Source organism: Streptomyces flavofungini (assembly GCF_014650815.1).
Lineage (GTDB): Bacteria > Actinomycetota > Actinomycetes > Streptomycetales > Streptomycetaceae > Streptomyces > Streptomyces flavofungini.
Map to the genome: position 1 here is coordinate 154,360 of NZ_BMVR01000013.1, position 22,947 is coordinate 177,306.

The window sequence follows — 22,947 nt, forward strand, 5'->3', positions numbered from 1 at the left end:
CGGTGGGTGGCTGCCCTGGCCCGCCGCCTCGCGGGGGACGAGCGAGTCCGGCGGCCTGTGCGCGTCGGGGGCCAACGGTTCGGGTGGTTCGGAGGGTCCCGACAGACCGGACGGGCCGCACCCATCGGACCCCCCGGCCGGGGCGGGCCGCGTGGGCAGCTCACGCGGCGCAGGCCGGGCAGGACCCGGTCCCGGGGCACCGCCTCCTCCTGGGCCCGCCGCGGCCTCGTCCTCGCCCTCGTCGCCCTCGGCTGCGCCCTCGCCCTCCCCACCGCCCCCGCCGCCGCCCACCCCCTCGGCAACTTCACCCTCAATCAGCACGACGCCCTCACCCTGGCCCCCGGTCGGCTCCGCGTCGAGCACGTCGAGGACCTCGCCGAGATTCCCGCCTCTCAGGCCGAATCCGGCATCAAGCGGGCGGGGAAGGCCCGTTGGGCCGCCGAGCGGTGCCGTGAGGCCGCCGCCGGCAGCCGCGTCGGGCTCGGTGGGCGGCCCGTCCCCCTTGCGGCCCGCAGCGCCCGCGCCCTCCTCCGTACCGGGCAGGCCGGGCTCCCCACCGTCCGCCTCGAGTGCCGCTTCGCCGCCCCGCTGCCCCGCGGCAAGAACCTCGCCCTCACCTTCCGCTCCGCCCGCCAACCCGCCCCCGGCTGGCGCGAGATCACCGCCCGCGGCGACCGCATGACCCTCACCCGCACCGACGTCCCCGCCGCCTCCCCCTCCCGCGCCCTCACCCGCTACCCGAAGCAGCTCACCTCCGCCCCGCCCGACACCACCTCCGCCACCCTGCGCGTCCGCCCCGGCGGCCCCGCCCTCGCCGCCGACCCCGCCCCGCCCGCCTCCGCCCTCCCCCGTGCCGCCACCGACGCCCTCACCCGTCTCGTCGCCCGGCACGACCTCACCTGGACCTTCGCCGCCGTGGCCCTCGGTACCGCCCTGCTCCTCGGCGCCCTGCACGCCCTCGCCCCCGGCCACGGCAAGACCCTCATGGCCGCCACCGCCGCCGCCCGCGGCACCGCCTCCCTCCGCGACGTCCTCCCCCTCGCCGCCTCCGTCACCGTCACCCACACCTTGGGCGTCGTCGCCCTCGGCCTCCTCGTCGCGGGCGGCTCCGCCGCCGCCCCCTCCGTCGTGGCCTGGCTCGGCGTCGCCAGCGGGCTCCTGGTGGCGGGCGCGGGAGCCGTCCTGGTGCGGAGGGCCTGGCGCCATCGGGCCCACGGTCACGGTCACGCCCATGGGCACAGCCACGCGCAGGGGGATGCGCACGGTCACGGGCACGGGCATCTCCACGGCCATGGGCACGGCCACGAGCACGTACACGGCCACCAGCACCCGGTCGGCCAGGAGCATCCGCACGACCACCCGCACCCGCCCGCACCCCCCACCCGCCGCGGCACCCTCCTCCTCGGCTTCGCCGGTGGCCTGGTGCCCAGCCCCTCCGCCGTCGTCGTCCTCGTCGGCGCCGCCGCCCTCGGTGAGGCCTGGTTCGGGCTGCTGCTCGTGGTGGCCTACGGCGCGGGACTCGCGCTCACGTTGACGGCCGCCGGGTTCCTCGTCGTACGGCTGGGGGCGCGGGTCGCCGCGGTGGCGGGGCGGAAGCGGGCGGGGCGGATGCGGCTCGCCTCGGTCACCCGGCGGCTCGCGCCGTTGGGGTCCGCGTGCGTGGTCCTCGCCCTGGGGTGTGGATTGGTGTTCAAAGGGGCCGCAACAGCGCTCGGTTGAGCTACTTTTGTGGAGAATCGCACGGCTGCGAAATGGGGGACTCGTGACCGACGAAGCGCGAGTGATCGCTGGGCGATACCGCCTCCTGGCGCCGCTGGGCGAGGGGGGCATGGGCACGGTCTGGCGGGCCCGGGACGACGTCCTCGGCCGCGAGGTCGCCGTGAAGGAGGTCCGCGCGCCCGCGGGGCTCCCGGCGAGCGAGGTCGAGCGGCTGTACACCCGCCTGGAGCGCGAGGCCTGGGCCGCGGCCCGGATCCCGCACCGCAATGTCGTGACGGTGTACGACGTCGCCACCGACGGGGGGCGGCCGTGGATCGTGATGGAGCTGGTGCGCGGCCTGTCCCTGTCGGACTCCCTGGAGTCCGAAGGGCCGATGACCCCGCAGCGCGCCGCGTACATCGGCGCGGAGGTCCTGGGCGCGCTGCGCGCCGCGCACGACGCGGGGGTGCTGCACCGCGACGTCAAGCCCGGGAACGTGCTGCTCTCCAATGACGGCCGGGTGGTGCTGACCGACTTCGGGATCGCGATGGTGGAGGGCAGTTCGGCCCTCACCATGACGGGTGAAGTCGTCGGGTCGCCCGAATTCCTCGCTCCGGAGCGGGCGTTGGGGCGGCGTCCCGGTCCGGAGTCCGACCTGTGGTCGCTGGGGGTGCTGCTGTACGCCGCCGTGGAGGGCGTCTCGCCGTTCCGGCAGGACACTCCGCTGAGCACACTGCGCGCCGTCGTCGACGAGGCGCTGCCGCCGCCGCGCAACGCGGGTACGCTGGCCCCGGTCATCGAGGGGCTGCTGCGCAAGGACCCGGCGGAGCGCTCCCTCGCGGCGGACACGGAGCGGGATCTGCGGCTGGTGGCGGAGGGCCACGCGCCGCGCACGGAGCCGTCGGCCCCGTACCAGCCGACGGTCGTCGCCTCCCAGCAGCCCAGCCCTCCTCCCCCACCGCCCGCCGGTCTCGCCTCGTCCGCGCCGACCGGCACCACGCCCGCCCCCGGCACGGCCACGACCACGACGCCCCACCCCCGCTCGCGCCGTACGACCGCCGTGCTCGTCGCGGGTCTCACCGCCGTGGCTCTGGGCATCGGCGGTGTCACGTACGCCCTGATGAAGGACGACCCGGGCGGAGGGAACGGCGGCACCGACAGCGGCAGCGACACGACCGGCGGATCGGACAGCGCCGCCACCGGTAACGGCGGATCCGACGGCGGATCCGACGGAGGAAGCGGAGGAGACGGAGGCGGCAGCGACGGGGGCGGGTCCGGCGACGGGGACAACGGCAACGGCGGGTCGGGCAACGGCGGTGGAGACACCCACGAGGGCAGTGACGGCGGCGGCTCCACCGACGGGGGTGAGCACGGGGGCACGGCCACCACGCCCCAGTCCGTGCGCGTCAGCGTCACCGCCCACCGCACCTCGTACACGGGTGCGTGCCCGGCACCGGCCGGCGAGGCGCCGTCGTTCGCGGCGACCTTCACCGTGGGGCGGGTGCCGGTGGGCGTGCAGTACCGGTGGGTGACCGCCGGGGGCGAGTCGAGCGACCCGGGCTGGAAGACGCTCTCGTTCGCGTCGGGCGGCGGGAAGAGCAAGCAGGTCAACCATGTGGAGGCGCCGGCCGTGACGGATCCCGGCACGCACCGCGGCAGCGTGCGGGTCGAGGTCCGCAGCCCGGTGACCGCGACGTCCAACTCCGTCGCGTACTCCGTGACGTGCGAGGAGGAGCCTCCTGCCACCGGAGGAGGCTCCTCCTCTCCCTACGAACAGTGACGCGACCCGTGCGGGGACGTCGTCAGGAGGCCGCTCCGCGGAAGACCGGGAGGTAGCCGCCCGACTGGCCCGCGGCGGTCGGGTGGTACGACTCGCCGATGTTGCCCCAGTTCACGCTGTGCAGCCACGAGTCGCTGGAGCAGATCTCGTGGTTGGTGAACGTGGTGGTGACATCGCCGAAGGTGAAGCCGTGGTCGGCCGCGCGCTTGGCGGTGGCGGTGTTGAGGTGGTCGGCGGCGCCGTTGATGGCGCGCCGCTCGCCCTCGGTGAGACCGGCGAGGCAGCTGCCGCCGAGCTTGTAGAAGCGGGGGTAGCCGAGCACCACGACGCGGGCGGACGGCGCCTTGCCCTTGATCGCGGAGTAGACCTGGTCGAGCTGGCCGGGCAGCGTCGAATCCACGTACGCCTTGGCCTGGTTGACGCGCGTCACACAGCTTGATTCGGACTGCAGTACGCAGGTCATCATCACGTCGGCGAAGCCCGCGTCGTTGCCGCCGACGGAGAGGGACACCAGTCCGGTGCCGGAGTTCAGGGGCCCGAGCTGGTTGTTGAGAACGTCACCCGTTCGAGCGCCGGAACAAGCCGTGAAACTGAAGCTGGAGGGTGAGTTGGCGGCAGCCCACAGCGCCGGGTAGGAGCGGGTGCTGCGCTTGCAGTTTCCGCTGCCGCTGTCGTAGCTGCCGGCGCCGACGCCGGAGGAGTAGGAGTCGCCGAGCGCCACATAGGCGGGGGCGGCGGCCCGGTCGTCGCCGGAATCCGCGTGCGCCGTGGCCACCCCGGTGAGGGTGCAGGCGGCGGCGAGGAGGAGCGAGGAAGCGTATGCCGTGAATCGGGACAATCTCATGGAACCTCCCTTAGCAGGATTTCTGCCTCGACAGTGGTAGCACGCACCACCCGTTGCCGATAGTGTCCATGTCAATTAATTCTTCAGTAATTCCCTTGCCCGCCAGGAGAGTTCACCGATCGGACTACAGTCCGACAACGAACATCTGCACACCCCCTCCGCATCTTGACGGGCCGCCGGATACTGAGCGACATTGAAGCCCGGCATCCGGCGCTTCGGGGGGCAAGTCGCCCATGCAGACCATCGGGATCAAGGCAGCGGCCACCAGTACGGAAGAGCCGCACCAGGACCCTGGCAGAGAACCGCGAGCGGCGTCCGCGGACCTGACTCCACTGCTCGCGGGCGTGGCCGTGGCCGCCGGATGTGTCGGCGCCGCGTTCGCGCTGCTCGGCCTCTCCTCGCCGCTGCGCGCCCCGTTCGTCCTCTTCTTCCTCCTCGCGGCCCCCGGCTTCGCCCTGTCCCCGTGGCTGCGGGGGCTCGACGGCTGGGCCCGCGTCGTGGCCTGCGGAAGCGCGGCGCTGGTGGTCAACCTGCTGGTCGCCCAGGTGATGCTGGCGCTGCACGCATGGTCGATCCGCGGCGGCGTCGCGGCGGTCGGCGCGCTCAGCGTGCTCGTCTTCCTGTCAGCCCTGGCGCGGCGAGTGCGTCACCGCGCCCCGAGTAGACGGACGTGATGATGTGGAGGTCACCGTGCACCGCCCCGGCGAGCTCACCGCAGCCGACCGGGCGGCGTGGACGGCCATGCAGTCCAAGGCTCATCTGAACGGGTTGCCCGACCTCTCGAACCCGTTCCTGGCACCGGAGTTCACCCTCGCCATGGCGCGGGTCCGCGCGAACGTGCGGGTCGCCGTCGCCCGTGAGCACGGTGAGCCCGCCGCGTACTTCCCGTTCCAGAGATCCAGAACCGGCGTGGGCCGGGCCGTCGGCCTCGGCGTCTCCGACTGCCAGGGCATGGTGCACCGCCCCGGCTTCGACGTCGACGCCCGGCGGCTGCTGCGCGACTGCGGTCTTGCGATGTGGGAGTTCGACCACCTCGCGGCCGGCCAGGACCCGTTCGAGACCGGCGCGTCCGGCCGCTTCCCGTCCCCCGTGATGGACCTCGACGAGGGGTACGACGGCTATCTCGCCCGACTCCGGGCCCGCTCCCCCAAGTTCCTCCGCTCCACCCTCGCCAAGGGCCGCAGACTCAGCCGCGACCACGGCGAGGTCCGCTACGTGCACGACGAGCGCGACCCGGCCGTCCTGGGCAAGCTGATCGCCTGGAAGTCCGCGCAGTACCGCAGGACCGGCCGCAGCGACCGCTTCGCGCACGACTGGATCACCCGCCTCGTGCACCAGTTGTTCCACAGCCGTGGCGACTCCTTCGCCGGTGTCCTCTCCGTGCTGTACGCCGGGGGCGCGCCGATCGCCGCGCACTTCGGCCCGCGCAGCGAGCGCGTGCTGGTGTGCTGGTTCCCGGCGTACGACCCCGACTTCGCCCGGTACTCGCCGGGCCTGCTGCTCCATCTGCACATGGCCGAGGAGGCCGCCGCCGACGGCATCGCGCACATCGATCTCGGCCGTGGCCAGAAGCAGTGGAAGGACTCCCTGAAGACACGTGAGCTCACGGTGTCCGAAGGATGGGTGGCGCTGCGCCACCCCATGGCAATCGGACATCGTGCCTACCGGGCACCCGTCCGGGGGCTGCGCAATACCGTCGTAGGCCGACCGGAATTGTTCGGACCCGCAGATCGCCTGCTCAAACGCCTGGGAAAGATCAGAGCCGCGCGCCGGAACGATTAAGAAGCGCGCAGGAAGTGCCAAGGATCGTCACGGATGATTGGAGAACCGGACACTCCCGTGGTGTCCGAAGAGAATGGTCAAATATCCGAAACCGTGAGACCCCGTTCCAGGTCTTGCCATACGGTCGCAAGCATCAATACCGTCGTACATCCACCCGCATCGGTCCATCGACAGTCGGTCTAGGGGAGGGCTCAAGACCGCGATGGTGCTGGCGCGGGGCGCGGTAGGGGGGTGCCCGTGTCCGGTGATCGAACTTCTGCCGGTGCACGTGCCGCGCAGTCATGCCAGCTCGCTCGGCGTGCCCGGAAATCCATTCCGCCATGACCGCAGTGAGAATCCCCCCTTTCGAACCGGATCCACATCCGGACTGCCCGGGGGCGGGTGGTCCACCGGACGAGAGGGATCAGACTCATGAGTTCTGTTGTGCGCCCGGCCGGCCGGGGGCAAGATCCTTTAATCGACCCGTCGGCTAACGCGGCCAGCGACTCGAAGGAAAAGACTGGACCAGCGGAAGGGAACGCCATAGCGGGATTGCCCGCCATTCCGAGCCAGCACGAATACCGCCCGGTCTCTTCACATCTGGCGATTGCGCCACCGGTGAGCGTAGTGATTCCCGCCATGAACGAGGCGGAGAACCTTCCCTACGTGTTCAAGACGCTGCCCGAGTGGGTTCATGAAGTCGTCCTGGTGGACGGCAATTCCACCGACGACACGGTCGCCGTGGCCCGCGAGCTGTGGCCGGACGTGAAGGTCGTGCGCCAGCTCGGCAAGGGCAAGGGCGACGCGCTCATCACCGGCTTCGAGGCCTGCACCGGCGACATCATCGTGATGGTCGACGCGGACGGCTCCGCGGACGGCCACGAGATCGTCAGCTATGTCTCCGCCCTGGTCTCGGGCGCCGACTTCGCCAAGGGCTCCCGCTTCGCCAACGGCGGCGGCACCGACGACATGACCTTCATCCGCAAACTCGGCAACCACGTCCTGTGCTCCGTGGTCAACGCCAAGTTCGGGGCCCGTTACACGGATCTCTGCTACGGCTACAACGCGTTCTGGCGACACTGCCTCGACAAGATCGAACTCGACTGCACCGGTTTCGAGGTCGAGACGCTGATGAACATCCGCGTCGTCAAGGCCGGGCTCAAGGTCCAGGAGATCCCGAGCCACGAGTACCTGCGCATCCACGGCGTGAGCAACCTCAGCGCCGTGCGCGACGGACTGCGCGTGCTCAAGGTGATCCTGACCGAACGCTCCAACAAGCGCACACAGCGCCAGGGTTCGCGGACCACGCCCCTGCCGCGGCACCAGGGAGAGGCTTCTTGATCTCCATCTCGGTGGTCGTGTGCGCGTACACCGAGGACCGCTGGGAGGACATCCTCGCAGCGGTCGCCTCGGTGCGCGCGCAGTCCCACACCGCGCACGAGACCCTGCTCGTGGTGGACCACAACACGCCGCTCCTGGACCGCCTGGCCAAGGAGTACAAAGAGACACAGGGAGTGCGGGTGCTCGCCAACGCGGGCCCCCGCGGCCTGTCCGCGGGCCGCAACACCGGCATCGCCGAGTCCGGCGGCGAGATCATCGCCTTCCTCGACGACGACGCCGTCGCCGAGCGGGACTGGCTGGCCCGCTTCGCCGAGGGGTACGAGGACCCGCGGGTCCTCGCCGTGGGCGGCCGCACGCTGCCCGCCTGGGAGTCGGGCCGCCGGCCCCTGTGGTTCCCCGAGGAGTTCGACTGGGTCGTCGGGTGCATGTACCGAGGGCATCCGACGGGCCGGGTGCCGGTGCGCAACGTGCTCGGCGGCAACGCCTCGTTCCGGCGCACCGCCTTCGAGATCGCGGGCGGCTTCGCGACCGGCATCGGGCGGGACGGCGACAAGCGCCCACTGGGCTGCGAGGAGACGGAGCTGTGCATCCGGCTCACCCGCGCCCGCCCCGACGCCGTGCTGCTCATGGACGACCGCGCGGTGATCCACCACCGGGTGCCCGCGGCCCGCGAGCGCTTCGGCTACTTCCGTAACCGGGCCTACGCGGAGGGCCTGTCCAAGGCCCTGGTGTCCCGGAGCGTGGGCGCCGGCAAGGGCCTGGAGTCCGAGCGGCGGTACACCACCCGGGTGCTCCCGGCCGGTGTCGGCCGCGGCCTGCGGGACGCGGTGCTGGCGCGGCCCGGTGGCGCCGGGCGGGCGGGGGCGATCGTCGCGGGCGTGGCGGCGGCGGCCGGCGGGTACCTCGTCGGGAGCGTGCGCGCACGCCGGTCGGGGGCGAGCTTCGCCGTCGTCGACGTGGCCGGTACGGCGTCCGCCACCCGGGGCACCGAGGGCGCCCGGGGCACGGGGACGAGAGGCGGTGAGGGCAGCAGATGAGCACCGGCGGGATCCCGATCCTGATGTACCACGCGGTCGCGCCGCACCCGAACGAGGCGACCCACGACCTCTCCGTGTCACCCGAGGCGTTCGCGGAGCAGATGGAGGTGGTGCGCGCGCTCGGCTGCACGCCGCTCACCACCTCCCAACTGGCCTGGCACTGGCGTCAACCCGGACGCCCCCTGCCGACCAGACCCGTCCTGATCACTTTCGACGACGGCTACGAGGGCGTGCACCAGCACGCCCTCCCGGCGCTCGCCCGGCACGGCTTCAGCTCGACGCTGTTCGTGGCGACGGGCTGGCTGCCCGGGAAGTACGACACGGGCGGCGGCCTCGATACCATGCTCGGCTGGGACCAGGTGCGCGAACTGGCCGCGGCCGGCATGGAGATCGGGGGGCACAGCCACACGCATCCGCAGCTGGACCAGCTCTCCGACGACGCGCTCTGGTTCGAGCTGGTGCGCTGCCGTGAGATCCTCGCCGATGAACTCGGCACCCCACCGGTGTCGTTCGCCTACCCCTACGGCTACTCGAGCCGCCGGGTGCGGTGCGCGGTCCGGGGCGCCGGGTTCGGCCAGTCCCTCGCCGTGGGCAACGGCCTGGCACGGCGTTGCCAGGGCCCGTACGCGCTGCGGCGGGTGACGGTGCGGCGCGGCACCCGCGTCGGGGAGTTCGAACGGCTGCTGCTCGGCCGCTCGATCGTCCGGTCCTTCGCCAGGGACCGGGTGCTCAGCAAGGGATACGCCATCGTCCGCAGAGCCCGACAAGCCCGCCGGAAGGCAGCTCGCCCCCGTGTCTGACACGACCACCGCACAGGCAGAGGTCACCGGTACCGACGCGAAGTCCGGCGGCACACCGCCGTCCGGCAAGTGCCGCAGGTCCCGGCGAATGCGGCTGCCCGGAGCGGGGCGGGACGGCGACAGCCCGCTGTTCCGCAATGCCTACGCGCTCATGCTCAACACCGGAATCTCCGGTCTGCTCGGCCTCGGTTTCTGGCTGGCCGCCGCCCGGTACTACTCGGAGTCGGCGGTCGGCCAGGGCTCGGCGGCCATCGCGGCGATGAAGCTCCTCGCGGGCATCACCGCGGTCACGCTCATGGGCGCGCTCGCCCGCTTCATCCCGGTGGCGGGCCGCGCCACGGGCAAGCTCATCTTCCGTACGTACGCGATGAGTTCCGTCGTCGTCGCCTGCGCGGCGCTGACCTTCCTGGCCACGCTCGGCCTGTGGGGGCCTTCGTACCGCTTCCTGCACGGGCCGGTGGCCGGGATCTGCTTCGTCGGCGCGGTGGTGGCGTGGTCGCTCCTGACGCTCCAGGACGGGGTGCTCACCGGGCTGCGCAACGCGCTGTGGGTGCCGGTCGGCAACACCGTGTTCTCCGTGGTCAAGCTCGGGCTGCTGATCGTCTTCGCGGCGGCCATACCGACGGCCGGAGTGTTCGTGTCGTGGGTGGCCGCCATCGCCTTCTCGGTGGTGCCGCTGGGCTGGCTGGTCTTCCGACGCCTGGTGCCGCGGCACGTGCGGGCCACTGAGGGCAGGACGACGCCGCCGTCGCTGCGCGAGATAGGGCGTTTCCTCGCCGGTGACTACACCGGTTCGCTGTGCTCGCTCGCCGTGGTCTATCTGGTGCCGGTGATCGTGGCCGCGCAGGTCAGCTCCTCCGACAACGCGTACTTCTACATCGCGACGACCATCGGCGGCACCACGAACCTGCTCGCCATCAACATGGGCGCGTCACTGACCGTCGAGGGCGCGCACGACCCGGCGCGGCTCGCCGCCAACACCCGTGCGGCGCTGCGCCGGATGGCACGGATCATGATCCCGGTGTGCGGCATCCTGTTCGTGGGCGCGCCGTACATCCTGCACGTGTTCGGCCAGGGCTACTCGGAGGCCGCGACGCCGCTGCTGCGCTGGTTCGCGGTCGGCGCGCTCCTGCGGGTCGTCATGGAGACGTACTTCGCCGTCCTGCGCGCGCAGAGCCGGACCTCCGGACTCGCCTGGCTGCAGGGCCTGTTGTGCTTGCTCGTGCTCGGCCTGACGCTGCTCCTGCTGCCCCGGATGGGGCTGACCGGCGCGGGCGTCGCGGAGATCTCCAGCCTCGCGGTGATCGTGGCGATCGCGGCACCCAAGCTGTACGCCATCACGCGCGCGGCCCCGGCCGCCGACCGCGCGGCCCCGGACGGGGACCTGGCGGACCTCGGCACCCGGGAGGTGGCCGCGACCACCACCGTCGAGCTCACCCCGCAGCGGCCTGGGGACCCCCGGAACAAGGAGCGGCGGCGCGGCCCCGCGTGGGCGCTGCGCGAGTCCCTCGACTCCGACACACTTCAACTGGCGGTCCAGATCGACGTGGAGCACCAGGAACGCCGCCCGGACGTGCGTCCGGGCCCGACGGCACGAGGGCCCGTGGGAGCGGGCAAGGGGGACGACATGGACGGGCACCGGCCCACCTGGTCGGACCGGGCCGACCGAGCTGACGCGGAGTGCCGCTCGGAGGGCTTCGCGGGCGCGGCGGCCCCACCGAACGCTGAGAGCCGACCCGCCGCCGAGACCCCCCTCGCCCCCACCGACCTGCCCGTGAAGGAGCCCTGGCCGACCGTGGCCGACCCGAAGTCACCCGCCGTCGCCGTGCCCCCGCCCCCGGCCGGTGCACCGGCCACGCCGTCCGGCACCACGCCACCGGCCAGCACCCCGCCGTCCACCGCCGGTCCGTCCGGCACGGCCTCACCGGCCTCCGTTCTCCCGGCAGCGCGCGCCGCCGGGTCCAGCGCGCCCCCGGCGCAGCCGGACACCTCGGCCCCGGCCCGCCCGGCCACCGCAGCCACCCCGCCCCCACGCACGTACCCACCGCACCGGAAGGCCCTCGTCCTCGGCTTCCTGCTGCTCGCCGCCCTCGGCCTGTACTGGGTACCGGCGTTCGGGCTCGGTGAGGGGGACCTCGACCGGATGGGCGGGCTCGGGCTGATCTCCGTGCTGCCGCTGCCCACGCTGGTCGGCGCCGCGCTGCTCGTGGGGGTGTTCGCGTCGCTGCTGTGGCTGGAGCGGCAGCACCGCTGGCTGCTCCTGCTCACCCTGGTCGCCACCGTCGTGTCCCTGCACGCGCTGCCCGCCGTCATCGAGACCGAGCCGAGGTTCGCGACGGCCTGGCAGCACCTGGGCTTCATCGAGTACATCGACCGGACCGGCACGGCGGTGCCGGACCTGGACGCGCGCTGGAGCTGGCCCGGCTTCTTCGCCGCCGCCACGTTCCTCGCGAAGGCGTGCGGCGTCTCGGACCTGACCGAGGTCATCCGCTGGTGGCCGACGCTCGTCCAACTGCTCTACCTGGCCCCGATGCTGCTGCTCACCCGCTCCCTGCGGGCGAGCTGGCGCGCCAAGTGGGCCGGGATCTGGATCTTCGTCCTGAGCGGCTGGGTCGGCCAGGACTACTTCTCGCCGCAGGGCTTCACGTATCTGCTGTACCTCGCGTTCGTGGCGATCCTGCTCGTGTGGTTCCGCGCGCCGCGCGTGCTCTGGACGAAGCGGCGGCCGGGCGAGGCGGAGGTCGAACCCACCAGCCGCCGTCAGCAGGCGGTGCTCCTGGTCGTCCTCGTGGGCCTGTTCGCGGGCACGGTGCCCGCGCACCAGCTCACGCCGTTCGTGATGCTGGGCGTGCTCACCGTCCTGGTCCTGGTGCGCCGCTGCGAACTGCGCGGGCTGCCGCTGCTGTGCGGCGTACTGGTCGCCGTCTGGCTGGGCTTCTTCGCCGAGCCCTACTGGTCGGGGCACTTCGACGAGCTCTTCGGCGGTGTCGGCGGTGTCGGCGGCAATGTGTCGTCGTCGGTGTCCGGCCGGATCGAGGGCGGCAGTTCGACGCACAAGCTGGTGCTGTACGTCCGAGTGGCGCTGGCCGGTGGTGTGATGGCCATGGCCTGCTGGGGCTGGTTGCGCCGACGCGGGCACAAGTACCGCGAGGTGTCGCTGCTCGTCCTCACCTTCGTGCCGTTCCTCGGCTTCGGCATGCAGTCCTACGGCGGCGAGATGGCGCTGCGCGTCTTCATGTTCGCGCTGCCGGGCGCCGCGCTGCTCGCCGCGCTCGCGCTGTTCCCGCGCACCGGCGCCACCGCGAAGGAGCGCGACCGGGACAAGGTGAGCCTCGCGCCGCTCGCCGCGCTGCTCGCGGGCCTCGTCCTGGTGGGCGGCTTCCTGGTGGCGCGCTGGGGCAACGAGCCCTTCGAGCGGATCAGGACCGGCGAGGTCGCCGCCATGGACTACGTGTACGCGCACGACGACCCGACGGTGCGGCTGCTGTGGATGAGCAACGACACCGTCAACAACGTGACGCCCGCGATCCCCTGGGGAGAGCGGGACGCGGAGAAGGTCGAGTACGTGCCGACGCTCGCGCCGCCCGACCCGGTCCTGGTGTCCGGCCTGGTCAAGGCACTCAAGGACGCGGGCCCCCACTCGTACCTCATGATCAACCGCAGCCAGACCGTCTATCTGCAGATGGACACCGGCTATCCGGCGAACTGGGACACCCGCCTGGCCCGCAACCTCGACAAGCGCCCCGAGCTGAAGAAGGTCTACGCCAACGCCGACGCGACGTTGTACGCCCTGCGCCAGCAGCCGGACGGCCCGGTCGCCAAGGCCGACCCGGGGGCCGTCGGCCCGAAGGTGACGTGGACGCCGTGGTCGGTGGTGGGCGCCCTCGCGGTGGTCGCGCTGATCGTGCTGCTCACGGCGCGCGAGGTCGTACGGGTCGCGGCGGCGCCCAGCGTGCGGCAGCAGCGGTGGCTGCAGAGCAGCTTCTGGTTCTCGCTGCCGCTGCTCGCGGTGTTCGTGGCGTCGCTGCTCCAACGGTTCCTGACGATGGCGTAGGACACGGTTCCCGACGAGGCGTGGGACGAGGCGCGGGCGGTGTCCGTGGTGTGGCCGGGCGCGCGGCCGGAGGGGCTCACGCGGTGAAGTGGTCACCGCGTCAGCCACTTCACCGCGTCAGCCACTTCACCTCGTACCCGGCCATGTCGAACCGCTTGCCGTCGACCTTGGCGCTGATCTCGCGGTCGAGGGTGTTGACGACGAGCACGGCCTTGTCGTCGGCGAGCACGCGGACGTTGGGCGTGTCGTCCTCGGCGATCGGCACCTGCTCGTACCGGGTGCCGGGCGGGAACGCTTCCGAGAAGCGGGAGAGGAGTCGCAGCATGGGCCGTTCGCGGCCGCCGTCGGCGCGGGGCGTCGGGCTCCACAGGCAGCCCGCGCAGTCCCCGTCCCGCTTCTGCGGGTTCCAGTAGAAGCCGCTGGTCGCGCCGCCGCGCGCCATCGCCATCAGCCCGGAGGCGTGCACGGCGACGCGGTGCGCCTCGGACCAGTCGTCGCGGTTGTCCTGGGCGTCGCCCGGCTCCACGTAGTACTCGGCCCACCACAGCGGCAGGCCGTCGGTCTGTTCGCGGACCCAGCGGCCGACGGCGGTGAGCTTGTCGGTGGCCCCGAACTCGTCGGGCAGCAGCTCGTCGTCCTCGGTGTAGCTGGCGCCGTCGACGACCACGAAGTCGGCGCCGTCCTTGTGCTCGTTCCAGTAGGCGAAGGCGTCGGCGGCACGCGGGTCGAGGCGGCCCCAGGGGCCCGCCACGGACTTCGACTCGCCTTCGGACCCGCGCGGGTCGAGGCTGTCCATCACCAGGTAGGGGCCGCCGACCTGGATGTCCTTGTTGACGTTCTTCAGGGCTTTGTAGACCAGGTTGTAGAGCTTGGTGTAGCCCTCGTAGTCCCAGCGGGCCGCGGCGGAGTTCCAGAAGCCCTTGAACTCGTTCCAGACGATGAAGTGCCGCACGTCCGGATAGCGCTTGGCGACGGTCGCCGCCAGCGCGGCGTAGTCGTCGAAGTGCTCGGGCCGGGGCGCGGTCTCCAGGGAGTCCTGGCTCCAGTTCGTGTTGTCGGAGCCGGACTTGCCGCCCTTCATCCAGTCCGGGGCGCAGCACAGGGTCACGACCGGCGTGCCCTTGGTGGCGCGGATGAAGTCCATCCGGTGGTCCATCGCCTCGAAGTCGTAGCGCCCCTTGACCGGCTCGGGGTTGCCCGCGCCCCAGCCCATGACGTGCTGGATCTGCGGCAGCGGGCGCGGCTGGTCGGCGAGCAGCTCCTGGACGCGCCCGACGGCCGCGTCGTCCCCTTCGTTGGCGCTGTACTGCGTGTGGGTGAAGCCCCAGCCGACCTCGGGCCGTGCCTCGCCGTGCGTCGGGGCGGGTGTGCCGTACACCTTGTCGCCGTCCGGAGTCGTGCCCGCCGTGCTGCCGCGCTCCCCGTCCGGGAGCGTGAGCATGGTCAGGACCAGGGCCAGCGCGGCCAGACCCACGCCGACGAGGGCGGTGAGACGCCACCGCCGTGCATCCGCTTGCCACCCATGACGTCCCATCGACGGCCAGACTAGCGGCGCGCCCTCGCGGTGGGGGCGGTTCCGCTCGACAGCCGGCTTCACGGCGCGCGGGGTGACGCACTGGGGAAACCGCGTGCACGAGGGCGCACCCGTGACGGATCATGGCGGCATGTCTGCGAACCTTAAGGACGCCCTGCCGATCCGGCTCAACGTCGACGACAGCGACTCCCCGTCCGACGTCGTGGACGCGCTGTTCCTCGGCCGCTTCGCGACGGGCGAGCAGCCGTTCTCGCACAGCGCCAACATCGACCGCGTCAAGCCGGGCTCCGCGCTGCTCCCGCCCGGCGCGACGGTGCTGCGGGCCGCCCGCGACGACGACCGCAGCGCCACGCTCGCCGAGGGCGAGGGCTGGACGCTGCTCGTGTCCCGCTGGAACCGCGGCGCGGACGTCACGGTCACGGCCACCACCGCCGAGCTCGCCGAGCAGGTGCTCAAGGAGGCCACGGACGGGGCGCAGGACGACCCCGAGCCGCAGCCGGAGAACGTCACCATGGGGTTCTGGTACGTCTCGCCGCGGCGCGGGCCGCACCGCACCACCCGGCAGATCTCCGCGGGCACGTGGGACGAGGTGCGGGAGAACTACACCGCGCCGGTGGCCGACGCCATGGACAAGCTGATGAAGACCACACCGGAGGACATCTCCGGGCGCCTCCTGCTCCTGCACGGGCCGCCCGGCACCGGCAAGACGTCCGCGCTGCGCACGCTCGCGCGGTCCTGGCGCGACTGGTGCCAGGTGGACTGCGTCCTCGATCCGGAGCGGCTGTTCACCGACGTCGGCTATCTGATGGACATCGCCATCGGGGAGGACGACGGTACGGCGAAGGGGCGGTGGCGGCTGCTGCTTCTGGAGGACTGCGACGAACTGATCCGGGGCGAGGCCAAGCACACGGCGGGGCAGGCGCTGTCCCGGCTCCTCAACCTCACGGACGGGCTGCTCGGGCAGGGCCGCAACGTCCTCGTCGGTGTCACCACCAACGAGGACCTGGAGCGGCTCCACCCGGCCGTGGTCCGTCCGGGTCGCTGCCTCGCCCGCATCGAGGTCGGGCCCCTCACGCTCCCCGAGTCCGTCGACTGGCTCGGCACCTCGGACGGGGTTCCGCGCGAGGGCGCGACGCTGGCCGAGTTGTACGCGCTGCGGCGGGGGTCGTCACCGACCTCGCTCCCGTCCGCCCGGGACGGGGCCGACGCGGGCCTGTACCTCTAGGCAGCCGCCCGACCCCGCCCGGAGGCGCACCCGGGTTCAGCCGGCGGAGCCGTACGCCGCGCGCAGCGCGTCCCGCACGGCGGCCCCGGCGTCCTCCTCGGAGAGGCCGAGGCGCCGGACCCGCTCCGCGTAGGCCTGCGCGGCCGCGGCCGCGCCCCGGGCGGCCGCGTCCCCCGCCGCGGCCACGAACGTCCCGTTGCGCCCCCGGGTCTCGATCACCCCGTCCTCCTCCAGCGCCCGATACGCCTTGGCGACGGTGTTCGCGGCCAGGCCGAGCCCCTCGGCAAGCCCCCGCACGGTGGGCAGCTTGTACCCCACCGGCAGGCTCCCGGCCCGCGCCTGCGCGGCGATCTGCGCCCGCACCTGCTCGTACGGCGCGGCCACGGCCCGCCCCTCCGCACCCTCATCGATCACGATCTTCAGCGTCACGCAGCGATTGTCCCGCACCCCGCCCGGGAAAAAGGAGAGGCGGCTCCCGCGCACCCCGACTACCGTCCGGCTCATGACAGAAGTCCTGGTCCGCGCCCTGCGCCCCACCGACCCGGCGGACACCTCGGCGTTCGCGGCGGTCCGCCGCGTCTGCGTGCCCGCCATGCTGGCCACGTCCGCGTCCGTGGCGTTCGACGCGGCGCACGCCCATCCCGACGCGCACTACCGGCAGTTGGTCGCGGAGGCCGACGGGGAGGTGATCGGCACCGCGCAGACCGGTATGGCGTACGACAGCCCGGAGCCGGGCCAGAGCTTCGCGAACGTCTACGTCCATCCGGGGCACCGGGGCGTCGGCGCGGGCTCGCTGCTCGTCCGCACGGCGGAGGAGTACCTGGCGGGCAAGGGCGCGACGACCGTGTACTCCTGGGTCCTGGACACCGAGGAGAACCGCGCGTTCGCCGCGCACCGCGGCTATCGCGCGAGCCGCTCCGCGCACTTCCTCCGCCTCGACCTGGCGAACGGCGAGCTGCCGCCGCTGGCGGCGGCCCCGCCCGGCGTGGAGCTGCGCAGCGGCGCCGAGTTCGCCGCCGACCCGCGCCCGCTGTTCGACCTGGACGCCGAGACGGTCGCGGACGAACCGAGCGACGTGGCGGCAGAGTTCACCGACTACGAGCACTGGCTGGCCGAGACCTGGCACCACCCCCTGGTGAGCCAGGAGCTGACGACGGTGGCCGTGGTGGACGGGCGGCCCGCGGCGTTCAGCCTGGCGCGCACGGACGACGCGTCGCGGTACGCGAGCGGGATGACGGGCACCGCGCGGGCGCACCGCGGGCGGGGGCTCGCCAAGCTGGCGAAGAACGACTCGCTGCACCGGGCGCGGGCCGCCGGGTGCACGGAGGCGTTCACCGGCAACGACGCGGGCAACGAGCCGATGCTCGCGATCAACAAGTGGTTCGGGTACGACATCTGTGACACGGAGGTACGTCATGTCCGCAGCCTCGGCTGACCGGTCCGACGCCGTCGAGGTCGTCCTCCGCAAGGCGGGCCGCACGAAGATCCGCTATCCGGCGCGGCTGCTCTCGGACGACGGCACCCGCGTCACCGTGCGGGCGCCCTGGGCGGGCGCGGGCGTACGGGACTTCGGGTTCGTCCGCTTCGAGCCCGGCGACGTGTTCGTCGAGCACTTCTGGCGGGACCGCTGGTACGCCGTCAAGGAGGTGTACGCGGCGGACGGGTCCCTCAAGGGCTGGTACTGCGACGTGACCCGCCCCGCCGTACGCGAGGACGCCGTCCTGACGGTGGAGGACCTGGACCTCGACCTCTGGTGCTCGGCGGACGGCACCGCCGTCCTCCGCCTGGACGAGGACGAGTTCGCCGCGAGCGCCCTCCCCGCCACGGACCCGGCCGCGGCGGCCGCGGCCATGGCGGCCCTGGACGACCTGGAACTGCTGGCCAAGGAGGGCGGCCACTTCCCGCGCACCCACCCGGCGCCGTGATCCGGCACGCCGACGCGGGCTGCAAAGGTCAGGCGCCGATCGTGACACCCGCCACTGACAAGCGGCCCGCGATGAGAAACGCTCCCCGGACTGGTCTACCGCTGTGTCACCGAGCTCTTCGGTGGGTACGGCAGGACGGGTAGGCAGGGAGGCCGTCATGCGCCGAGTGACCGTGCACAAGACCGTCGAGAAGTCCGCGCGCCGCGCGAGGGAGAGCCGGGAGGCCCGCGAGGGCACCGAGCGGCTGCCCCGGGAGCGCCCCGAGGTCCGCAGAGACGTCCTGCGCGTCTGGTGGCCCGCCGAGTAGCCGCCCGCGGCTCCCGGAGCGCTCCAGGGTCCGCGAGGGCCCGCTCTCAGTCCGTGAGCCGCTTGCGGTAGTGGAACCGGTCGTAGATGCCCTCTACGCGCCGCTCCACGAAGTCGTAGCCGAACCGGGGATAGATCTTCTGGTTCTCCCACATCATGGCGTTGGTGTAGAGCCGGATCTCGGGCAGGCCGAGGGCGCGGGCGTGCGCCTCGACGAAATCGAGGAGGACGCGCCCGAGGCCCTGCCCGGCGGCGTCGGGGTGGACGGCGATGTTGTCCAGGTAGAGGTGGTCCTCGTGGGCGTACAGGACCACGAGGCCGACGACTGTGCCCGCTGCGTCCACGGCGACGTGCACCCGCCCCGCCGCCACGTTGCCGGCGTGGTCCGACTCCATGGGGGCGGGGATGCGGCCGATGCGGTCGATGTAGTGGTGGTACGCCGCGTCGGTGATCGCCTTCACGACGGGGACGTCGGCGGCTTCGGCGCGGCGGAGGGTGTGCGTGCCGGGGGCATCGGCCTCGTTGGTCCTGTCTGTCATTCCGTCACGTTACGACGGGAGTTCAGCAGGCCGCGCGCCACTTTTCGCAGCAGCGGCCACAGCACGATCAGCGCGACGACGGCGTACACGGACACCGAGAACGGCGTGTCCACGAGGCCGCTCACGCTGCCGTCGCTGATCTGCAGGGCGCGGCGGAGCTGTTGCTCGGCGTTGGGGCCGAGGATGACGCCGATGACGGCGGGCAGGACGGGCAGTCCGTAGCGCCGCATGCCGAACCCGATCAGACCGATGATCAGCAGGACGACCAGGTCGAGGGCCTCGCCGCCGACCGCGTAGGCGCCGACGGCCGCGAAGAACAGGATGCCCGCGTAGAGGTAGGGCCGCGGGATGCGCAGGAGCTTGGCCCACACGGGGGCCAGCGGCAGGTTCAGGGCCAGGAGCAGCACCATGCCCACGAAGAGGGACGCGATGAGGCCCCACACCAGCTCCGACTCGCGCTCGAAGAGCAGCGGCCCGGGCTGGATGCCGTACTGCTGGAAGGCGGCCAGCATGACGGCGGCGACGGCGGTCGTGGGCAGGCCGAGCGTCAGCATGGAGACGAGGGTGCCCGCCGCCGACGCCGAGGACGCGGACTCCGGTCCCGCGACGCCCTCGATGGCGCCCTTGCCCCACTCGTCCTTGTGCTTGGACAGGCGTTTCTCGGTGACGTAGGAGAGGAAGGTGGGGATCTCGGCGCCGCCCGCGGGGATCGCGCCGAACGGGAAGCCGATGAGGGGGCCGCGCAGCCAGGACTTCCAGGTGCGCTTGACGTCCTGCCTGCCGAGCCAGGGGCGGCCGACGGGGATCGCCCGGCCGCTGGTGCGGCGCAGGTGGGCCGCGACCCACAGGGCCTCGCCGATCGCGAAGAGCCCGACGGCGACGATCACCACGTCGATGCCGTCGGCGAGTTGGAGCGAGCCGAAGGTCAGGCGCTGCTGGCCGGTCATCTGGTCGAGGCCGACCAGGCCGAGGGTGAGGCCGATCAAGAGGGACGCCAGCCCTCGGATGCGGGAGGAGCCGAGGACGGAGGTCACGGCGATGAAGGCCAGGACCATGATGGCGAAGTAGTCGGGGGCGCCGATGTCCACGGCCAGGTCGGCGACCTTAGGGGCGAGTGCGACCAGGAGGATCGTGCCGATCATGCCGCCCGCGAAGTGGCCGATGGCGGCGGCCGCGAGGGCTTGCGCGCCGCGCCCCGACTTGGCCATGGGGTTGCCCTCCATGGCGGCCACGACGGCAGCGCTCTCGCCCGGCGTGTTCAGCAGGATCGAGGTCGTCGAACCGCCGAACATCGCGCCGTAGTAGATGCCCGCGAACATGATGAACGCGCCGGTGGGTTCGAGCCCGTACGTGACGGGGAGCAGCAACGCCACGGCCATGGCGGGGCCGATGCCGGGCAGCACGCCGATGGCCGTGCCGAGGAACACGCCGACGGCGGCCCACAGGAGGTTGACGGGGGTGAGGGCGGTGCCGAAGCCGTCCATCAGGGAGCTGAAGGCGTTCATGTCACAGCACTCCCATCAGGGGGCCGCCGGGCAGCGGCACTCCGAGCAGATTGTTGAAGACGGCGTACGTGACCAGGGACAGGCCCGCCGCGATGAGCGGGTCGCGGTGGACGGCGCGGCTGCCGAGGGCGTAGGCGGCGCCCCAGAAGAGGAGGGCGCCGGCGACGGGGAAGCCGACGGGTTCGATGAGGACGGCGGTGGCGAGGAAGACCCCGGAGAGCAGCAGCACGGTGCGCCAGTCGGCGGGTTCGGACAGGTCGATGTCCTCGCCGCCCTCGGCCTCGCCGCGGCCGCCGCGCAGCACGTCGACGGCGAGCAGGACGGAGACGACGAGCAGGCCGATGCCGACGGCGATGGGGACGGTGCGCGGGCCGATCGGTCCGCGCTGGGTGAGGGCGACGTCCATGGTGAGGGCGTCGGTGAGGACGATGACGCCGAGGGCGAGCAGCATGACGCAGACGCCGAGTTCGGAGTGCTCACGCAGCCAGGCGCGGCGGGTGGGCGGACCGCCGTCGGGGGCGACGGCTTCGGCGGGACCCGTGGGTGCGGCGGGTCCTGTGGGTTCGGCAGGTCCCGTGGGTTCGGCGGGCCCTGTGGGTTCGGCGGTCGTCACAGCCCCAGCTCCTTCAGTACGGATACGACGCGCTTGTCCTGCGCCTCCAGGAAGTCGCCGAACCTGTCCCCCGTCAGGAAGGCGTCGTCCCAGCCGTTCTTCTTCAGGGAGGCGCGCCACTCCTTGGAGTCGTGCAGCTTCCTGATGAGGGCGGTGAGCTTGTCGCGTTCGGCGTCGGAGAGGCCGGGCGGGGCGACGATGCCGCGCCAGTTGGTGAAGTCCACGTCGTAGCCGGACTCCTTGAGGGTCGGTCCGTCTAGGCCCTTGACCCGCTCGGGTCCGGTGACGGCGAGCAGCCGCAGCTCGCCGGACTTGATCTGGTCCAGGTACTCGCCCACGCCCGACACGCCGAAGGCGACCTTGCTGCCGAGGATCGAGGCGAGGAGCTCGCCGCCGCCGTCGAACGGCACGTAGTTGACGTCCTTGGGCGGGATCCCGGCGGCGCGGGCCATCAGCATGGGGGCGATGTGGTCGGGCCCGCCGGGCGAGGAGCCGCCGCCGACGGGCATCTTCCCGGGCTTCTCCTTCCAGGCGTCGACAAGCTGCCCGATGGTCTTGTACGGGGAGTCCTTCGAGACCACGACGACGTCCTGCTCCTCGGTGAGGCGGGCGATCGGGGTGGTGTCGGCGAGGGTCTTGGGGGCGTGGTTGGAGCGGGCGGCGCCCACGACGCCGAGGCCCATGGACATGGCGAGCTTGCCGTTGCCGTGCTCGCCCACGAGGCGGCTGAGGCCGACGGTGCCGCCCGCGCCGGGCAGGTTGAACACCTCGATGTTGTGGGTGAGTCCGGCGTCCTCGGCGTTCTTGGCGGCGGTGCGGGCGGTGATGTCGTAGCCGCCGCCGGGGGTGTTGGGGACCATGAGGCGCAGGCCGGGGATCTTGGTGCCGGTGTCGTCGCCGCTGCCCGTGGTGAGGAGCGGTGGCCCCACGAGGACGAGGAGCGCGGCGCCGAGCAGGGCGAAGGGGGTGCGCAAGCGCACGAGTGCCACGTGAGCCACGTGTGCCACCACCTGTTCGGTACGTCGGGGAGTCGAGCGGGACGGGTCGGGCCAGGGCGGGACGGAGGGGGCTCGGGGCGGGGCTGCGCTGGGGGACGGGCCCGTGGAGCCGGGGGTGCGGCGGGTGTGAGGTGGCCCACATGTTGCCCGCGGGTGAAGAACCTGTCTCTCTTCCGGAATCAACGGACGTTGTGGTCCTTGTGGTCGCGCTCGTAGCCTGCGCCGATGACAAGGGTGACGAGGGTGCTGGTCGTCGACGATGACTTCATGGTCGCCAAGCTGCACGGCCGTCATGTGGCGGCGACGGCCGGGTTCGCGGTGGCGGGCGTGGCGCACGCCGGGCAGGAGGCGCTGCGCGTGGCGGAGCGGCTGCGGCCCGACCTGATCCTGCTCGACGTGTATCTGCCGGACATGGACGGCATCACGGTGCTGCGGGAGCTGCGGGCGGCGGAGGAGCGGGACCCCGGCCGGGCGCCGGTGGACGTCCTGTTCATCACGGCCGCGCGGGACGCGGAGGTGGTCCGGGCCGCGCTGCGCGCCGGTGCCCTGCACTACCTGATCAAGCCCTTCAACCAGGCGGCCCTGCAGGAGCAGTTGCGGCACGTCGCGGCCCTGCGCGCCCGCCTGGACGGCCTCGCCGAGGCCCGCCAGGAGGACGTCGACCAGATCTTCGGCCCCCGCCCGCCCGGCTCCCGCGAACTCCCCAAGGGCCTCGCCCCGCACACCGCGGACCTGGTCGAACACACCCTCCGCGCCCACCCCGCCGGCCTCTCCGCCACCGAATGCGCCGAGGCGGGCTCCCTCTCCCGCGTCAGCGCCCGCCGCTACCTGGAGTACTTCGCGGACACCGGCCGGGCGGAGGTGACCTTGAGGTACGGCGGGGCGGGGCGGCCGGAGCGGAGGTATCGGTGGGTGGGGTGAGGGGGCGGCGCGGCCGGCGTGGTGCGGGGTCGGCGGGGGCTTCGTGGCGGGTGACCTGAGGGGAGG

At 72.5% G+C, this 22,947-nt stretch carries 20 protein-coding genes; 13 read left to right on the forward strand and 7 right to left on the reverse strand.

Translation table 11 applies throughout. From position 1 onward, the window contains the following. Window positions 1-6 precede the first annotated feature (6 nt). Together IE274_RS29920 and IE274_RS29925 are read left to right on the forward strand one after the other, a co-directional pair. Window positions 7-1,719 (forward strand): sulfite exporter TauE/SafE family protein, encoded by a 1,713-nt coding sequence (locus IE274_RS29920; RefSeq protein ID WP_229909898.1) that lies wholly within the window; start codon window positions 7-9, stop codon window positions 1,717-1,719. A gap of 109 nt (window positions 1,720-1,828) precedes the next feature. Continuing rightward, window positions 1,829-3,478, forward strand: a complete 1,650-nt coding sequence (locus IE274_RS29925) for a serine/threonine-protein kinase (protein WP_229909904.1) — start codon at window positions 1,829-1,831, stop codon at window positions 3,476-3,478. A 22-nt stretch (window positions 3,479-3,500) separates the two neighbouring features. Here IE274_RS29925 and IE274_RS29930 read toward each other — a convergent pair whose 3' ends face one another. Further along, window positions 3,501-4,322 (reverse strand): SGNH/GDSL hydrolase family protein, encoded by an 822-nt coding sequence (locus IE274_RS29930; protein ID WP_190119044.1) that lies wholly within the window; start codon window positions 4,320-4,322, stop codon window positions 3,501-3,503. A 233-nt stretch (window positions 4,323-4,555) separates the two neighbouring features. Here IE274_RS29930 and IE274_RS29935 point away from each other — a divergent pair, with 233 nt between their 5' ends. The 6 genes from IE274_RS29935 (at window position 4,556) to IE274_RS29960 (ending at window position 13,315) form a co-directional block, all read left to right on the forward strand. Next, window positions 4,556-4,996 (forward strand): hypothetical protein, encoded by a 441-nt coding sequence (locus tag IE274_RS29935; RefSeq protein WP_190119045.1) that lies wholly within the window; start codon window positions 4,556-4,558, stop codon window positions 4,994-4,996. Window positions 4,997-5,063: 67 nt separating this feature from the next. Beyond that, the gene (locus IE274_RS29940) at window positions 5,064-6,104 is read left to right on the forward strand and encodes a GNAT family N-acetyltransferase (protein ID WP_373305782.1); all 1,041 of its coding nucleotides are present in this window, start codon (window positions 5,064-5,066) and stop codon (window positions 6,102-6,104) included. Between the two features lie 411 nt (window positions 6,105-6,515). Further along, window positions 6,516-7,424, forward strand: a complete 909-nt coding sequence (locus IE274_RS29945) for a glycosyltransferase family 2 protein (protein ID WP_233102971.1) — start codon at window positions 6,516-6,518, stop codon at window positions 7,422-7,424. Beyond that, complete coding sequence (locus IE274_RS29950; RefSeq protein ID WP_190119047.1) at window positions 7,421-8,461, forward strand: glycosyltransferase family 2 protein; 1,041 nt, start codon at window positions 7,421-7,423, stop codon at window positions 8,459-8,461. The genes IE274_RS29945 and IE274_RS29950 overlap by 4 nt, the downstream gene beginning before the upstream one ends. Continuing rightward, on the forward strand, window positions 8,458-9,261 hold the full coding sequence (locus tag IE274_RS29955; protein ID WP_190119048.1) for a polysaccharide deacetylase family protein: 804 nt from the start codon (window positions 8,458-8,460) through the stop codon (window positions 9,259-9,261). Before IE274_RS29950 ends, IE274_RS29955 begins: the two co-directional genes overlap by 4 nt. Next, window positions 9,254-13,315, forward strand: coding sequence for a lipopolysaccharide biosynthesis protein (locus IE274_RS29960; RefSeq protein ID WP_372447030.1), 4,062 nt, complete (start codon window positions 9,254-9,256; stop codon window positions 13,313-13,315). The genes IE274_RS29955 and IE274_RS29960 overlap by 8 nt, the downstream gene beginning before the upstream one ends. Before the next feature lie 109 nt (window positions 13,316-13,424). On the opposite strand, the gene IE274_RS29965 is transcribed toward IE274_RS29960, so the two are convergent. Further along, the gene (locus IE274_RS29965; protein WP_190119049.1) at window positions 13,425-14,849 is read right to left on the reverse strand and encodes a GH39 family glycosyl hydrolase; all 1,425 of its coding nucleotides are present in this window, start codon (window positions 14,847-14,849) and stop codon (window positions 13,425-13,427) included. A 130-nt stretch (window positions 14,850-14,979) separates the two neighbouring features. Between IE274_RS29965 and IE274_RS29970 the strand changes: the two genes are divergently transcribed. Further along, window positions 14,980-16,074 carry a DUF5925 domain-containing protein gene (locus tag IE274_RS29970; protein ID WP_190119050.1) on the forward strand — a complete coding sequence of 365 codons (1,095 nt, stop codon included), beginning with the start codon at window positions 14,980-14,982 and terminating at the stop codon, window positions 16,072-16,074. A 36-nt stretch (window positions 16,075-16,110) separates the two neighbouring features. Here IE274_RS29970 and IE274_RS29975 read toward each other — a convergent pair whose 3' ends face one another. Further along, a complete protein-coding gene (locus IE274_RS29975; protein WP_190119051.1) occupies window positions 16,111-16,503 on the reverse strand; it encodes a GntR family transcriptional regulator in 393 nt (130 codons plus the stop codon). A gap of 73 nt (window positions 16,504-16,576) precedes the next feature. On the opposite strand from IE274_RS29975, the gene IE274_RS29980 reads away from it, so the two are divergent. The 3 genes from IE274_RS29980 (at window position 16,577) to IE274_RS29990 (ending at window position 18,306) form a co-directional block, all read left to right on the forward strand. Continuing rightward, window positions 16,577-17,509, forward strand: coding sequence for a GNAT family N-acetyltransferase (locus IE274_RS29980; RefSeq protein ID WP_190119052.1), 933 nt, complete (start codon window positions 16,577-16,579; stop codon window positions 17,507-17,509). After that, window positions 17,490-17,999, forward strand: coding sequence for a ribonuclease FAU-1 family protein (locus tag IE274_RS29985; protein ID WP_190119053.1), 510 nt, complete (start codon window positions 17,490-17,492; stop codon window positions 17,997-17,999). Before IE274_RS29980 ends, IE274_RS29985 begins: the two co-directional genes overlap by 20 nt. A 157-nt stretch (window positions 18,000-18,156) precedes the next feature. Continuing rightward, a complete protein-coding gene (locus IE274_RS29990; protein WP_190119054.1) occupies window positions 18,157-18,306 on the forward strand; it encodes a hypothetical protein in 150 nt (49 codons plus the stop codon). Between the two features lie 46 nt (window positions 18,307-18,352). Here the strand turns inward: IE274_RS29990 and IE274_RS29995 are convergent, their stop codons facing one another. Genes IE274_RS29995 through IE274_RS30010 form a run of 4 tightly spaced genes read right to left on the reverse strand, consistent with a single transcriptional unit; the run spans window position 18,353 to window position 21,942 of the window. After that, entirely contained in the window at window positions 18,353-18,844 is a 492-nt protein-coding gene (locus IE274_RS29995) for a GNAT family N-acetyltransferase (RefSeq protein ID WP_190119055.1), read from the reverse strand. Beyond that, on the reverse strand, window positions 18,841-20,349 hold the full coding sequence (locus IE274_RS30000; protein WP_190119056.1) for a tripartite tricarboxylate transporter permease: 1,509 nt from the start codon (window positions 20,347-20,349) through the stop codon (window positions 18,841-18,843). Before IE274_RS30000 ends, IE274_RS29995 begins: the two co-directional genes overlap by 4 nt. A 1-nt stretch (window position 20,350) precedes the next feature. Then, the gene (locus IE274_RS30005; protein WP_190119057.1) at window positions 20,351-20,962 is read right to left on the reverse strand and encodes a tripartite tricarboxylate transporter TctB family protein; all 612 of its coding nucleotides are present in this window, start codon (window positions 20,960-20,962) and stop codon (window positions 20,351-20,353) included. Beyond that, window positions 20,959-21,942, reverse strand: coding sequence for a Bug family tripartite tricarboxylate transporter substrate binding protein (locus IE274_RS30010; protein ID WP_190119130.1), 984 nt, complete (start codon window positions 21,940-21,942; stop codon window positions 20,959-20,961). Before IE274_RS30010 ends, IE274_RS30005 begins: the two co-directional genes overlap by 4 nt. A 243-nt stretch (window positions 21,943-22,185) precedes the next feature. Here IE274_RS30010 and IE274_RS30015 point away from each other — a divergent pair, with 243 nt between their 5' ends. Further along, window positions 22,186-22,881, forward strand: a complete 696-nt coding sequence (locus tag IE274_RS30015) for a response regulator (RefSeq protein WP_233102970.1) — start codon at window positions 22,186-22,188, stop codon at window positions 22,879-22,881. Window positions 22,882-22,947 lie beyond the last annotated feature (66 nt).